The 14328-nt window shown below is 42.6% G+C and carries 12 protein-coding genes and 1 riboswitch; of the genes, 3 read left to right on the top strand and 9 right to left on the bottom strand.

The window, feature by feature from the left end; genetic code table 11:
* On the bottom strand, positions 1 to 707 hold a 707-nt coding region (locus OCV61_RS00630), incomplete at its 3' end, for a hypothetical protein (protein ID WP_330382847.1).
* 83 nt (positions 708 to 790) lie between these two features.
* Positions 791 to 924: riboswitch (adenosylcobalamin (AdoCbl) riboswitch) on the bottom strand.
* Positions 925 to 1102: 178 nt separating this feature from the next.
* Between OCV61_RS00630 and OCV61_RS00625 the strand changes: the two genes are divergently transcribed.
* Positions 1103 to 1870: a hypothetical protein gene (locus tag OCV61_RS00625; protein WP_158420103.1), complete on the top strand. Its 768-nt coding sequence runs from the start codon at positions 1103 to 1105 to the stop codon at positions 1868 to 1870.
* Between the two features lie 273 nt (positions 1871 to 2143).
* Here OCV61_RS00625 and OCV61_RS00620 read toward each other — a convergent pair whose 3' ends face one another.
* The gene (locus tag OCV61_RS00620; RefSeq protein WP_158420102.1) at positions 2144 to 2440 is read right to left on the bottom strand and encodes a hypothetical protein; all 297 of its coding nucleotides are present in this window, start codon (positions 2438 to 2440) and stop codon (positions 2144 to 2146) included.
* Positions 2441 to 2706: 266 nt separating this feature from the next.
* On the opposite strand from OCV61_RS00620, the gene OCV61_RS00615 reads away from it, so the two are divergent.
* Both OCV61_RS00615 and OCV61_RS00610 read left to right on the top strand, forming a co-directional pair.
* On the top strand, positions 2707 to 3156 hold the full coding sequence (locus OCV61_RS00615) for a MarR family winged helix-turn-helix transcriptional regulator (protein WP_158420101.1): 450 nt from the start codon (positions 2707 to 2709) through the stop codon (positions 3154 to 3156).
* Positions 3149 to 4519 carry an MATE family efflux transporter gene (locus OCV61_RS00610; protein ID WP_158420100.1) on the top strand — a complete coding sequence of 457 codons (1371 nt, stop codon included), beginning with the start codon at positions 3149 to 3151 and terminating at the stop codon, positions 4517 to 4519. The genes OCV61_RS00615 and OCV61_RS00610 overlap by 8 nt, the downstream gene beginning before the upstream one ends.
* A gap of 118 nt (positions 4520 to 4637) precedes the next feature.
* Here the strand turns inward: OCV61_RS00610 and OCV61_RS00605 are convergent, their stop codons facing one another.
* The 7 genes from OCV61_RS00605 to OCV61_RS00575 all read right to left on the bottom strand — a co-directional run bounded on the left by OCV61_RS00605 (position 4638) and on the right by OCV61_RS00575 (position 14314).
* Positions 4638 to 7211: a PEP/pyruvate-binding domain-containing protein gene (locus tag OCV61_RS00605; RefSeq protein ID WP_158420099.1), complete on the bottom strand. Its 2574-nt coding sequence runs from the start codon at positions 7209 to 7211 to the stop codon at positions 4638 to 4640.
* A 138-nt stretch (positions 7212 to 7349) separates the two neighbouring features.
* Positions 7350 to 7487, bottom strand: a complete 138-nt coding sequence (locus OCV61_RS00600; RefSeq protein ID WP_330382846.1) for a hypothetical protein — start codon at positions 7485 to 7487, stop codon at positions 7350 to 7352.
* Between the two features lie 117 nt (positions 7488 to 7604).
* Positions 7605 to 8099: a deoxycytidylate deaminase gene (locus OCV61_RS00595; RefSeq protein WP_244093060.1), complete on the bottom strand. Its 495-nt coding sequence runs from the start codon at positions 8097 to 8099 to the stop codon at positions 7605 to 7607.
* A 55-nt stretch (positions 8100 to 8154) separates the two neighbouring features.
* Positions 8155 to 9204, bottom strand: coding sequence for an L-threonylcarbamoyladenylate synthase (locus tag OCV61_RS00590; RefSeq protein WP_158420098.1), 1050 nt, complete (start codon positions 9202 to 9204; stop codon positions 8155 to 8157).
* Positions 9205 to 9236: 32 nt separating this feature from the next.
* Positions 9237 to 11534, bottom strand: coding sequence for a DUF2298 domain-containing protein (locus OCV61_RS00585; RefSeq protein ID WP_262582565.1), 2298 nt, complete (start codon positions 11532 to 11534; stop codon positions 9237 to 9239).
* Entirely contained in the window at positions 11531 to 13543 is a 2013-nt protein-coding gene (locus tag OCV61_RS00580) for a hypothetical protein (protein ID WP_158420097.1), read from the bottom strand. Before OCV61_RS00580 ends, OCV61_RS00585 begins: the two co-directional genes overlap by 4 nt.
* 36 nt (positions 13544 to 13579) lie before the next feature.
* Complete coding sequence (locus tag OCV61_RS00575) at positions 13580 to 14314, bottom strand: N-acetylmuramoyl-L-alanine amidase (RefSeq protein ID WP_158420096.1); 735 nt, start codon at positions 14312 to 14314, stop codon at positions 13580 to 13582.
* Positions 14315 to 14328: the final 14 nt, after the last annotated feature.

Raw genomic sequence — 14328 nt, 5'->3', positions numbered from 1 at the left:
TCGGAACAGTCTGCAAAGATGTTATCGCAGTTGTCTTTGATCCACTTTGCGGCAGTATCTTCTGGGGAAGATTTTTGCAATTTGGTAGCATCAAGAGAAATATGAATGGTATAAGTGATGGTATGTGGCGCTCCCATTGCTATGGTAGTTCCGGCAATTTCCATATCTTCATTTAAAACTACAGGGATCTGGAACAGGGATCCATTTTCAGTAGAAACCGGAGAATAGGTGACTCCATTAGATTCCAGCTGGGTATAAGAACTGCTGGAAAAGCGGATATTTCCATAGATAACGCCATTTTTGATCTCTATAGTGGGACAGGTGATTGTGATATGCCCGGCTCCACCGCTGAAAGTGAAATTATCCGTATCGTAAGAGGCATCTGTGTATTCGGTCTTTTCACCGATAGAGCTGTTTGTATCAGTTATTGTTGTGAAAAAATCTGATGTATCTGCAAAATCTGAAGGAACATCCTCTGTAAGGAATTCTTCAGAAGCAGATTCTTCAGACGGGGAGCAGGTATTTTCCTTATCACTAAAAGTAATAGTTTCCGATTCTTCGTTTTCATCTGGTGTACTTGTAAAATTCTCAAACCCATCAGAGAACCAAGTATCGTCTGTAGCACCGGCAAAAGCAGCAGCCGGAGAACTTAATGTCATAGCTGCAGTAAGAAGCAGTGCCAGAAAACGGGATTGACGGTGTTTCATGTTATTATTCCTCCTTCGTATAAAAAATACCCTCTGAAAAGAGGGCATAAACATTAAGAATAGCGTTTAAAGCTATTCTTGGTTATGCATTTTATATCGCCCCTGAGATAAGAAATGCACGATGAGACACATATAAAAAGACCCGACTTTACGGTGGCAAGGACGCCGCTGCGGATATGAACCGCATTCCATTTAAATATGTCTGTTTGTTAATTGGATGATACTACAGGAAAAAAGGATATGCAATCGTTTTTTAGATTATCGTATACCGTATCTAATCGGTACACTCTATTGACCATACTGATTATAAGCGGTATAATACAAACACAGGTTAAAATCCATCTGAAAGGATAAGAAAGATTCACCATCATTAATGCAAAAAGGAGGAAAATGAAATGAAGAAAATGAAAAAGACACTTTGCGGCTTTCTTGTATGTCTGTTGTTAGTCGCTATCACTCCATTACTGGCAAATGCAGCTGCCAAAGCACCTGTTTGCCCTAAGACCCAGACCCTTTATTTTGAGAGATCAGCTCCGTTCAAGGGTGTCGATGACACATCTGTATACGGTTTTATTTACATCAAAAATCTTTCATCTACAGCGACCATTACCAACATAAAATCATCCAACACATACTACACAGCTTACAAACGTCAAGGATTAAATGCGATCCAGATTGGCACAAGCACGAAGTTTCACATAAAAGGCCACAAGGTTAAAGTCGGAGAAAAATCCACCTTCAGCTTTGTAGTTAATCAAAATGGAAAAAGCTATAAACTGTCCTGTAAAGTAACCTTCAAACAGCACCCTGCCGTTTTTAAATCCTTTAAAGTTGGCTCAAAAGATTACGCTTCTGAAATCAATGGTTACTGGCAATATGGTGCCAAGATTTCCCGTTCCGGAAAAACACAGATAAAGGTTGCTGCTGCTAAAAATTATAAAATAGATTTTATTGAAATTGCTTATAGAAAGGGCAACAAAGCGTTCACTAAGAAGATCAAAAACGGACAGAAGGCTTCTCTGAAAAACGCCGTTTCAATCGACGTTACCTACCATACAACGAAGAAGCCAAAATATTACAAAGCACCAGGTTCTGACTACCGCTACTATTATATTGGACAGCCAACTCCCCTCTATTCCGATTTCTCGTTCAATTTATGGTAGTATAGGCTCCAGGGACTGTCGTTTGACAGTCCCTTTTTTGCACTGAAAATACACTTTAACATAGAGGAATAAGAATAAAAAAAACTATCCACCTGTACATAAAAACAGCTACTATATATCTTTCTGTATAAAGAAAGTATACAGTAGCTGTTTCTTGATTTCACTTATCTTCTTTTCTTTTTAACACTTAGCGCAACAATCAGCAGCAGTGCCCCAAAAAGCAACAGAATTTGAAGCTCACCTGTTTCCGCAGGTCCATATCCTGTCTTTGGACTAATTCAGCCCCTGTGCTGTGGAATACAGGATTTTTACATCAATACCCTGGTTGGCAGGCAATCGATATTGCACTCCTTTAAAGCAGCCCTGCCATCCTTCACTTTGGTTTCCGTCCACATTCCACGCATTTTCCAGAATATCCAGAAAAACCAGATCCCTGGTCTTTCCCCCGTCTGAGCTGGTAAAACGGATCTTATAGCTGTAATCCTTATCCGGTCGTACCGCATCCTGCTTCTGATAATAACCGCTGCTGCCTTTTACTTTCTGTATAGGCTCCGGCCATTTCCTTCCCATCGCCTCGCTGGTATGCTACGATGTTATAACCCTTATCATAATGCTCATTTACGGTAAAGAAGCAAGCAACCGAAAACAAGAGATAGACCGCCAGCACCACACTATTCCGAACCAAAGAAAACAAAGACCAAAAGACCTCTCATACCTATCTACAAAAACACGATAAGGATTCAATACCTTAATTTGGAAATATTTGTTGGCAGAAAAAATACTTGCGTGCGCACGCATACTGATGTATAATGCGTTCTGATTGGAGGTATATATCTATGCAACTATTAAAATGGCTTTCCGTAACAGACCGATTTTACAAAATCTATTTGGACAAGCAACTTGCCCCCTATGGAATCAACAACAGTCAATATATGTTCTTAATCAAAATCTGTCGTTCGCCCGGTATTCTACAAGATTCTTTGTTGAATATGTTCTATGTTCATCCAAGCAATATTGTACGGACGGTTGCGACATTGGAAAAGCAGGGAATGATTACACGTTCTCCCAATGATAAGGATAAGCGGACATGTAAATTGTATCCTACAGAAAGAGCATTGTCTATTATTGACGAGATACAGATGATATGTGAAAAGACAGAAGCTCTTTTATTGCAGGGTATGAGCGAATCCGAGCAGAACCTTTTTATGGATTTCTTAATACAGGCGGGCAGAAATATCACATCGGAACTCCATATAGAGAGAAGGGGGGAGGAGTTCAATGACTGAAAATCCTCTGGGCTATGAAAAAATTTCAAAGCTGTTGAAAAATTTTGCTGTTCCCAGTATTGTGGCGTCTCTTGTCGGCTCAATCTACAATATTGTGGATCAGATTTTTATTGGTCAAGGGGTCGGTTATTTGGGAAATGCAGCAACCAATGTTGCCTACCCGTTTTCTACCATCTGCCTTGCCATTGCACTACTGGTCGGAATTGGCAGTGCTTCCTGTGTTTCCCTCTGTCTTGGACGCAAAGAGCCGAAAGCTGCCGCCAAAGCAGCGGGAAATGGTATTGTTCTGATGGGAATTTTCGGAATTATTTATTTGCTGGTTGGAGAAACTTTTCTGTCTTTGCTCCTAAAGGCATTTGGGGCAACAACAGATGTATTTCCATATGCAAAGCAGTATGCCAGCATAACATTGATTGGAATGCCGTTTCTCATTGTAACGAATGGTATGAGCAATTTGATTCGAGCAGATGGAAAACCAAAGTATTCAATGGTCTGCATGGTTGTGGGAGCTATTATCAATACCATTCTTGACCCCATTTTTATTTTTGTTTGCGATTGGGGGATTGCCGGCGCAGCTTGGGCAACAGTTATTGGGCAAGTTTTTTCCTTCATACTCGCACTCCGTTATCTATGGCGTTTCCAAACAATCCATTTTGAAAAAGAGTCGTTTTTATTGGACATCAAAGAAAGCATGAAAATTTGCAGCATGGGAATCAGCAGCAGCTCAAACCAGATTGCAGTTACCGTGATTCAAATCATTCAGTACAATTCGTTGACTTATTACGGCGCATTAACAAAATATGGAACAGATATTCCCTTAGCTGCTTGCGGAATCGTTATGAAAACAAATGCCATAATCCTTGCGATTGTTGTAGGAATCTCGCAGGGAACACAGCCGATTATCGGCTTCAACTATGGGGCAAGGCAATACCATCGTGTACGGGAGGCTTACCTGCTTGCGGTAAAATGGAACCTTGTTGTTTCCACTATTGCTTTCATCGCATTTCAATTTTTCCCGCAATCTATCATTTCGCTATTCGGAAACGGTGACAAGCTGTATTTTGAATTTGCTGTTTTGTTCATGCGTACCTATCTTTTCATGGTGTTGGTAAATGGTGTGCAGTTGCTTTCTTCCAGTTTTTTTACCGCAATAGGAAAATCGTTAAGAGGTGCTCTGTTGGCATTAACAAGGCAGACCTTTTTGTTGATTCCGTTTACCCTGCTGCTCCCGCTTCGTTTCGGAATTATGGGAGTATTGCTTGCGGGGCCTGTTGCTGATTTTTCAGCGTTTGTGCTATCTATTGTGTTAGTGGGAACAGAATTAAGAAAGCAAAAAAATGCAACACATATTAGTCCACAGTAAAATGAACGGGCTACGTCCGCTATTGACAGCCCCGCCTGTCTTTGCTTTTAGGCAGCTAAGGGGGGCTGTTGCAAAATAGATGAGTAATCATCTATTTTGCAACAGCCCCTTTTTTATTTTACTGCTGATAAAGTACCAGTCTTTCGTTCTGCAGATCATTACACAGTTCGCATGATACTTTACTCATATCATACACATGAACAACCTGCTTCAACTCAGGATCCTCCGTAAACAGGCTTACAATATCAGGATATTCTGCCAGTTTTTCCGGTGCAAACCGTAACGTTTTTTCATTGGCAAATACTGCGGTGTACAATATCTCTGCTTCTACCAGATCCTGAAAAATATGGCTTCCATACGAAAGTTCCGGATTATATCCCGCCTTTTTCTCTTCTATCTCACAGATTGCTTCAAATTCACTGATATCTGCAAATGTTGTCGGAACACCAAGTTCCGGAGAAGATGTACCTATACGCCCCGGAACCATAAGAAGCATATGCTTATTTTTTTCTTTGTATTTCCAGTTTATTGTTCCGATCAGTTTCGCCACGTTTGGCTTTCTGACATACGGCATATTATAGTATGCAATCGGATCAACCAGAACAATGTGATCGATTTTCACATTTCTGGACAGTCCCATCGAAGAATGCACATTCTCCAGAATTATTTTTTCTTCTGCAATATCCTCCGGAATCAGTGCTTTTCCGATATCCTTAAACACCTTCAGTGGCCGGCACTGCAACAGGTTTATGGAATATTCTCCTGTTTCTGAAAGGTTCACCGTAAATTCGATATCAACCGGATATTCATATTCTTTCTGGAGCAGCTGCATAATATCCTGTATCTGCTTCATCAGAATCTGATTCTTTACTATACCACTGCACGCAATAAAACAAACGGATCTGTCTATTCCCCTCTCCCTGAATGATCTTTCTGCGTCAAAATCATGATCCAGAAGAATATTGGCAAGGTATTCCGGAAGGAATCCTTCGATCTGATCCAGATACATTTGTCTCACGCAGTGTCCTGAGGTATCCACTGCTTCTACTTTTCGCTGCGAAAACTGATGTTTCTCTGCAATGGTTGTACAGCTTGTTGCCTGTGGCATATCCAGACTGACAAGCCGGGGATAAGAACCTTCCGTGCGATCCACTGCTGCTGTTCCAAGACCCATAACCAGCCTCAGCATTCCTGCTTTTGGATCGATCTGCTTTAAAAACTTATAAGGGCTGTAAGAGTACCCAACTCCCGCTGCACATGGCATATAATAAGATCCATAGTAAGAGCCAGAAACGCGCTGTACAAGAAGTGCCATCTGTTCATCCCGTTTGTCAAGTCCTCTCCGCTTTCTGTAATCCAGTGCCGACAGACTCATGGAACTGGCATATACAGTCCTTATTGCGTTTTCAAACTCCAGAAGGCGCTCTTCCAGAGTTCCCCTGTTGGCGCAGAAAACTGACTCATATTTTCCTGCAAATGCATTGCCGAAACCATCCTCGAGAATACTGCTGGAGCGTACTATAAAAGGATCCTGTCCATAGTATTCCAGAATATGCAGAAACTGATTTTGCATTTCTTCTGAAAAGACACCATTTTTTAGCTTCTGTGCAAATTCTTCTGCCAGCGAAAAGTATTCCTCTTCCTCTCTCTGACGAACACGGATATCCCAGAATCCATTATCTACAATGTAAGTATAATAAACATCAGATCCGATAAAAAAGGAATCATGAGGTTCAAGCACCTCATCAATGTCCGGTGCCAGATTTCGGACAATTGCTCTGGAAAGCAGCATTCCACATGCTTTTCCACCAATCATACCTGTTCCAATCATATGATTTCGAACATTAAAATAATCCTGTGGCGTAAAGTGCTTTTTCACCATAAAACGCATCTTTTCATCTCTGGTCATCATAATATTACACATGGTATTACAGGCATCATCTGTATTCATATGATTGTCATATAACATTTTTGCTGTGTTGAAAAACCGATTCCAGGAATCTGTAAACTGCTCTTCACCTGTTCTCTGAAATTTGTCAAGAACCTGATAAAAACGGCTGGACTGTACTCCATCCAGGATCGGACGGAATGCACCTGTTTCTCTGTTATAAATATGTGGTCGAAACATGGTTTCCGAATCTCTGTTCCACACTTTTGCAGGACGGACGTATGTGTTTCTCCTGTCAGAATAGACATCCAGAAGCAACTGTGTAGTATTTAATATTTTCTTTACTGCATGAAAAGAATGTTTTCCCCTGATAATTGGAAAAAATGCAACTGTATCCAGTGTAAAAAGGAACGGACACGTAACACGAAAGAAGTTTCCCATCATAAGGTCTGTTGCCCAGGCTGTCTGAAGTTCTGAAAGACAGTCAAATACATAAAATACATCAAAACCTTCTTTTTCAATGATTTTATGTATTTTCACAGTAAAATCCTCAAACCTGTGTGATAAGGGAATTTCTATACGTTCTACCTGTGGACATTCTTTTACCAGCGGCTCATGACTGGCAAATCGAAAATATACAATTCTTCTATTGTCCTTGATTGCCTGCTCTATATAAGGTTCGCAGAAATACCTGAATTCCTGGAGATTTGAAACTCTCCAGACCACATTATCCCCCAGCCGGATATTATCCAGTGCCTGATCCATATCCGGAATTCCCGAACAGATTCTCTCAAAAGCTGCCATATTTTCCCTCCATAACCCAAGAATAAAGTAAAAAAAGCACACAGACATTCCTGTCTATGTGCCACGCTGCACCCTTTCTATGAAATAATTATAAAAAGAATATATTATAAAGTCAACCATCTTTATTGGTATTACCTGTCAAAAAGCCAGCCGCATCTGATGCCATGCACCATTTTCGTCATGCATAGCTGCATTCTTATACATTTCATCTGTTAAATCCGATTCATCTGTTACAAATCCATCCACAAATGCAATCAGCTTTCCAGCTTCATACATTAGCCAAAAGTGATTGAATCATTGGAAATGTATATCGGAAAATTAAAGTTATCTTATTACATAATTTCCTACTTTATAATCGCACACTGTATCATTTCCAATCTGTGAAAGGCGTCCTTACACATCCAGTTCAATCTTCCTGCCTGTGCGGCTGTACTGATAATAACGCACACCCGCTGCATCCATCATCCGTTTGGATGCGATCACCGCCGGAGTATCTGCATATTTGTCACTGTCATAGACTACAGTTTTGATGCCTGCCTGAATAATGGCTTTCGCACATTCATTGCAGGGGAAAAGAGAAACATATAATTTTGCTCCCTCCAAGCTTCCCCCACGGTAATTCAGGATTGCATTTAACTCGCTGTGGGTCACATACAAGTATTTAGTATTTAAGGGCACTCCTTCCCTGGCCCAGGGAAATTCATCATCTGAGCAGCCCTTTGGGAATCCATTATATCCCATGGAAAGGATCTTATTATCCTCGCTGACGATACATGATCCTACCTGGGAGTTGGGATCCTTGGAACGCATGCCTGACAGTATGGCCACTCCCATAAAATATTCGTCCCAGGAAAGATAATCTTCTTTTTTCATATTTTTGTTTCCCATGTAAAACCCTCCTGTATGCTATTTTTCAAAAAAATGTGCGCTGTTTTTTATATAGCTATACGCTTATTACTTTATGGCCTGCAGCCTTTAAAAGCCGGTTCATGATAGCCTGCCCCATCTGGGGAGTGTAAAATGCCTCTGAATAGATCTGATCCACCTGGCACTGGTCAAACTCCCTGAGGATCTCATAAAGATTATGAGCAATGGTTTCTTCTTTTTCACGGCTACCAATGCACTTTACCGTTCCCTTTGGATACAAGGAACAGGATTCCTGTGCAGCAATGATTCCCACCCTTTTTCCATTTGCAAGATCTGCTTCTGTCATTTCGTTGATCCTGGCTACCACTTTCTCAGCCTGTCCTTCTACTACTGCCAGATCCGCTTTTGGCGCGTAGTGACGGTACTTCATTCCAGGTGCTTTCGGACGCACTGAACTATCTGACCGTATCAGCCCCTGATCCATCCGTACATCCCCCAGCGTGTCCTGAAGCATTTCCAGGGAAATATATCCCGGGCGCAGTACCACAGGGATCTCTTCTGTAAAATCCACAATCGTTGACTCAAGACCGATCCCTACAGCCCCGCCGTCAATGATCATATCAATGGCATCTCCCAGATCTTCTTCCACATGCTGTGCAGTAGTCGGACTTGGTCTTCCTGATGTATTGGCACTTGGTGCAGCCACATACCCACCGGCAGCACGGATCAGCGCTGCTGCTACCGGATCACTTGGAAAACGCACAGCAACACTATCCAGTCCTCCTGTAGTCTCCATCGGCACAATATCAGATTTCTGAAAAATCATAGTCAAAGGACCTGGCCAGTATTTCCCTGCCAATATCCTGGCCTTTTCCGGTACTGTCTTTACGATCCGGTATAGGCTGTCCATATCTGCAATATGAACGATCAGTGGATTGTCCGAAGGACGCCCCTTTGCTGCATAGATTTTTTTGGAAGCCTGGGGATTCAATGCATCACCTCCAAGCCCGTAAACTGTTTCTGTAGGAAATGCCACCAATCCGCCATTTTTCAGGATCTCTCCTGCTCTTTTCAAAGCCTCATGATTCAGACACTCCCCTGTCATTGCTACTACTTCTGCTCTCATATATTCTCAGCCTTCTTTATCTCACTTTCTTTTTAATTAACCCCATCCACCTTAATGATATATGTGTCATAGGTCTCATCCTGGAAAACCACAGTTCCAAGACTTTGAAGCAAAGCTTCATTTAAACTGTCACCATACTTTTCCCGTTCCGTGGAACCAACGAAAATATAGGAAACATCATAATTGGTCAAAAGACGCTTAACCTGGTCTTCGTCTGTGGACGTATAGATCCGCCTTACATCCTCTGCTTTAAAATCCACATCAGCTACATTGCTTCTCCACAGCCATTCATGGACTCTCCAGCCGATCACCGTAGGAAGACCTGTAGCTGCAGACACACGTTCATACTTGGTGTAGCTGTCTCCCGGTGCTTCCAGTACAACCGGCGAACCTGTAATATTTGCCCTCAGCCACCGGATGGCAGCTGCATCCTCAGGAACCTGCTGTTCCAGGAATGTGGTGGCATCCAGCCCCTGGTAATCGCTGACCTTCCACACATCCCCAAACCAGGCCTTTACACTGTTCCCCAAATATCCAAAGGTACACACAAGGAAGAACAGCACAACGCCTGCCAATACTTTGGATAGCTTGTTCCTGGTCACTATAAGCAGCCGGTAAATCCCATATCCCATAGTCAGGGCAAACAGGATATACGCCTGATAAGTAAGCTTAAACATGGTATTGGCTCTTGCATTGCCATTCTCATAAATATCCCTTACATATACCAGTTCCGGGATCAGGATCAATCCAACGGCACATAATCCGGTGATCAGGGCAAACAGATCCGGTACATCTGTGGCAGCCATCAGACTATACAAGCTTTTATGCTCCACCTGCTTCAGCTTTTCCCTTAAAAGTGAAACCACAAATACAAGAACAAGCAATACAGGAATCCCCCACAAAACAAGGAGCTGATAAAAATAGCTGTGATATTTGGCTATTCCTACACCATCTACCATACTGTCAAACTGAATGGTAAAAGGAAGGATCACCAGATAGGAAACTGCCAAAAGCTCTAAAGCCTGTACAATGGTAACAGCAAGGATCTTACGGATCCTGCCGCCCAGCCGTACAATATTTCCAAACAGCACCACTCCGCCGGTAACTACAAAATAAATAACAAAATCCCAGAAATTCGTCCACTGATACATTCCAAGAAGCAAGCCTGCAAGCAGCAGATAGGGGGATAACATTTCTCTTTTCCAGAAAGCAAATGTACGAAGATCTACCTGATCCAGCCTTTGGGCTTTCATTTTCTTCATCCATGCATACAGGATACCGATCAGTAAAAGTACAAACAGGATATTTACCACATGGGCATGAAGATCCCCAAGTACAAAGGAATAGCTTGGGAACTCATGGATCGTCCGATCCTCTTCCCTGTAAGGATTATATCCGATGTAGCGGGTAGCATCCGGGAACCAGTAACCGGAATCGCTTTCCACGCCCTGTAGCTTTTGGATCCAGGGAAGTACCCACCGGTATACGATATAGTGTCCATTTCCTGCCAAAGACAGGGAAATTCCTGCAGTCAGTCCGGCTATTGGCGGTACACACCGCTTCTTCCCTGTAAGCTGTCCGTACATCCGGTCTCTTACCATCTGATAAACCAGCGAAAAAGGCATTGCAAATGCAAAAGCTGCTACAAAAGTACGCATCAGGTTATAGGTCTTTGCCACCTTGGTAACAGACAGCTTTGTAAGAAAGACTGCAAAATACTGGCCGCCATAATAATAATTGATCTTCCCCTGAGAATACCACAGATCAGTAGCCGGCAGCGTAGTGCTTCGCATCATAGCTTCCATGAAGCCATAATCCATAAACTTTTCTGTTCCATATGCCTGTGGATGAAAACCTGCAAAATAAGTCCACATAAGAAATGCTGCAAAAAAGATCACTTCTTCCCAAAAAATCAGATCTCCATGGCCTTCCGGCATACACCAGATCCCCTGTCTGCTCTGATGCAGAAAAAGCAGGATACAGCACACAACAAAAATCAATACTACTGCCACACAGGTAAGTGTGGTAAATGCTGCAAGCTTAATCGACACCAGAAACCAGGTAAAAAATCCGGTAACCGCAATTGCAAGGGCTTTGGAAAAAATCCAGCCTTTATCCGCAAATCCCTGAAAAAGCCTCCCTGTCAATGGAATGGCACAAAGTCCCAGCACACCGGCAAGAAGCCACCAGGTCCAGAACGTCCACACATCTCCTTTCAAAAGATATGCGGAGCCTCCGATCAGGGCAATTGCCAGCAGAAGCTGCAAGATTCTTTTCTTTCCCACTGTTTTTCCTTTTTTTGTTGCATTTGTGATTTCTGCTTCCATCATACTGCCCCTTTTTCTTTATATTCCTCTGTTGTCTGATAGATCCTGATCCGTCCGTCATCTGAAGTATAAACCAGAGGATACGTCATTTCAATAAGATCTTCCCTACATGCCTGCTGCTCAAATTCCATCCCTTCTTCATACAGGATATATGTAATCTTCTCTTCGGCCACGGTTTTCTCTAAAATCTCCTGATCCTGAGCAGTATAGATCTGCACAGCCTGCGCTGCCCTGTAATTGGTATCATATCCTGCTGACCAGGCATAATAAGGCCATCCCAGATACATCATCACACCGGACATAGTCACCTCATTCATACTATACTCTGGTGTAAGAATCAGATCCTGATCTGTCAGATTCTCACTTAGCCATTTTGTCAGTGTGCTGTTCATATTCACAGATACCCGGTGCATGGAATCATTATCCTTCAGGATCACCACAAAATCGTAAATCCCAGTAAGAGTAAGACTGACTGTCAAAAGAATGGCACATATTTTCCCCGGAATTTTCTTTTTCCAAAGGCCGCATACAACCCATCCCCAGAAAATAGTCATAAATGCATACGCGATCATCACATACTTATGGTTTACGTTAATGTCCGGAGTAAGTGATATGGTAAAAGTAAACAAAACCGGCATGAGAAAAGCCACTGCTGCTGCCCTCTGCCTTCTTTTCATAAACACCAGCAGCAAAATAACCCCCAGAAATACAGGGCCTGTGATCTTAAACAGATATACCAGGCTTCCCCACATGGTTTTATCATCTGCCAGGAATCCAAAATAGAAGGATGGCGAAACCACAGATCCGGTTACAAAAATCTTTGACTGGATCATTGTAAAAAGAACCGTCACTCCTGCAGTTAATGCATAATCAAGCTTTCCGTCAGAAAACAGGGCAAAGCCACACAATATCAGCAAACCGCCGATCACTGCTGCCCCATTCCAGAAAGAAGCCAGCCCAAGCACAAGGCCCATTAAAAGTGCCCGCTCCGGATCTTTGGGAAGCCATGCTTCCCTGGTCGTAAACCTGCATTTCAGCCATTTAAAGCCTTTCTCCTGATGATCTGCCCCTGCCTCCAGCCAATCCAGAAATACCCACAAAGCCAAAGCCACCAGAAGCAAGCCAAAACCTAAATGTCTCTGATTCAGATATACGTTAAAATTCCATAATCCCCAGTTCTCATTAGTGGTATAACCAATAAAAGAGGTATTTGCTTTAAAAATCTCCCATAGATCTCCTGCCTGGATATGTTCCCATGCAAATACAAAAAATGCAGTTCCACTCCGGAAGATCATAAACACTACTGACAATATCCCTGCTCCCATACCCCCTGCAATCCGAAATGCAAGGCTGTAAAGAATCATAAAAAAGCCAAGAAGGGAAAGAATACTGACGCTATTGTATGCAATATCTATAGGAAGACCAAGATATTCCAGATTTCCTGACAAAAACTGAAACATAAAATGGTATTTTACGTCTGCTCCTCCAAAGTGAGGATACTGGGTAGGAAAATTATTCTCCAGTGAAAAGGAACGCATCATAGCCGTATGGGGTGCATAATCCCCATAAACTGTATATCCGGAATACAGATACCCTCCACTCAAATGGAAGGTATAAAACATGATCCAGGTGAGGAACAAAAAGCAGATCCCGAAAAAGACAGCCTCTCTGATCAGACGTTGGCTGTCAGCAGTCTCTTTCTTTAATGCCCATAAAGACTGATGGCTGCGGAACCTTACGGCATACAGCCACACAAGAAAAAGCAGTGCAGCTGCCATCACCACAAGATTTCCCATAAAAAGAGGATGCTCCATCCCGCCTTTCACACTTGCAAACCAGGAAATAATGTAAACAGCCCAGGTAAGGAACAGTGTGCCAATCCCAAAGGAAGCAGGTGCTGTGATCCAGATCCTGTTAAACCCTGTGCCATCTGCTTTGCCATCTGACAGAAGCACAGATGTGATCTCTTTTCCTATCAATATACATAAAACAAGATATATAATTCCCAGCATATTTTACTCCATTCTTTCGTCCATTTACGGCTCATATTATATCTTATTTTGTTCAGTTTGTACACCCCCGGCAGGGCTCTCTTCCAGGTATCGGATGATCCCGTCAGCAATAGCTTCTGCCAGCTTTTCCTGATATTCTTCCTGTACAAGAAGTTTGGCCTCCTCCGGATTTGTAAGAAATCCACACTCTATGATCGTAAGGATCCCTTCGCTTCGCTTTAAAAGATAATAGGTCTTATTCCCCTTTGCTTCCCTTGGTCTGTCTACAGTCAGCTGCTGATTCAGTTCTGTCTGCAGGATCTGTGCCAGCTTCTGTCCTTCCGTTGAGTCCTGATAGTAAAAAACCTGAGGGCCTTTCACCTCCGGATCCTGATAACTGTTCTGATGGATGCTTACCGTCAATAAGGGGGTTGTTTCCTTAATGATCCGGATTCTTTTCTGCATATCCTGGGCTTTCCGGTTGTTTCTGCTTTCTCCATACAGCCCCTGATCCTTTTCTCTGGTCATCACCACGGTATATCCCTCTTTTTCCAGATGGGCGCACAGCTTCTTTGCTATCTGCAGGTTGATTCCTTTTTCTTCCAGATTCTTGATGCCGATCATCCCCGGATCCTCTCCTCCATGTCCTGCATCGATTACAATAACACCTTTCTCCTGTCCTTTTGGCACTTTCTTGCTGCTTACAGATACAACAGCGGCCTGTCTTGACAGCAGGTAAAAGCTTACCAGCATCAGACAGGCCATGATCAGTTCCATTCTGTATTTTTTCATGAACGCACCCCTTT

Source organism: Blautia ammoniilytica (assembly GCF_025566965.1).
GTDB lineage: Bacteria > Bacillota > Clostridia > Lachnospirales > Lachnospiraceae > Blautia_A > Blautia_A ammoniilytica.
The sequence above is the reverse complement of the archived record's forward strand: the minus strand, read 5'-3'. Positions and strand labels throughout refer to the sequence as shown.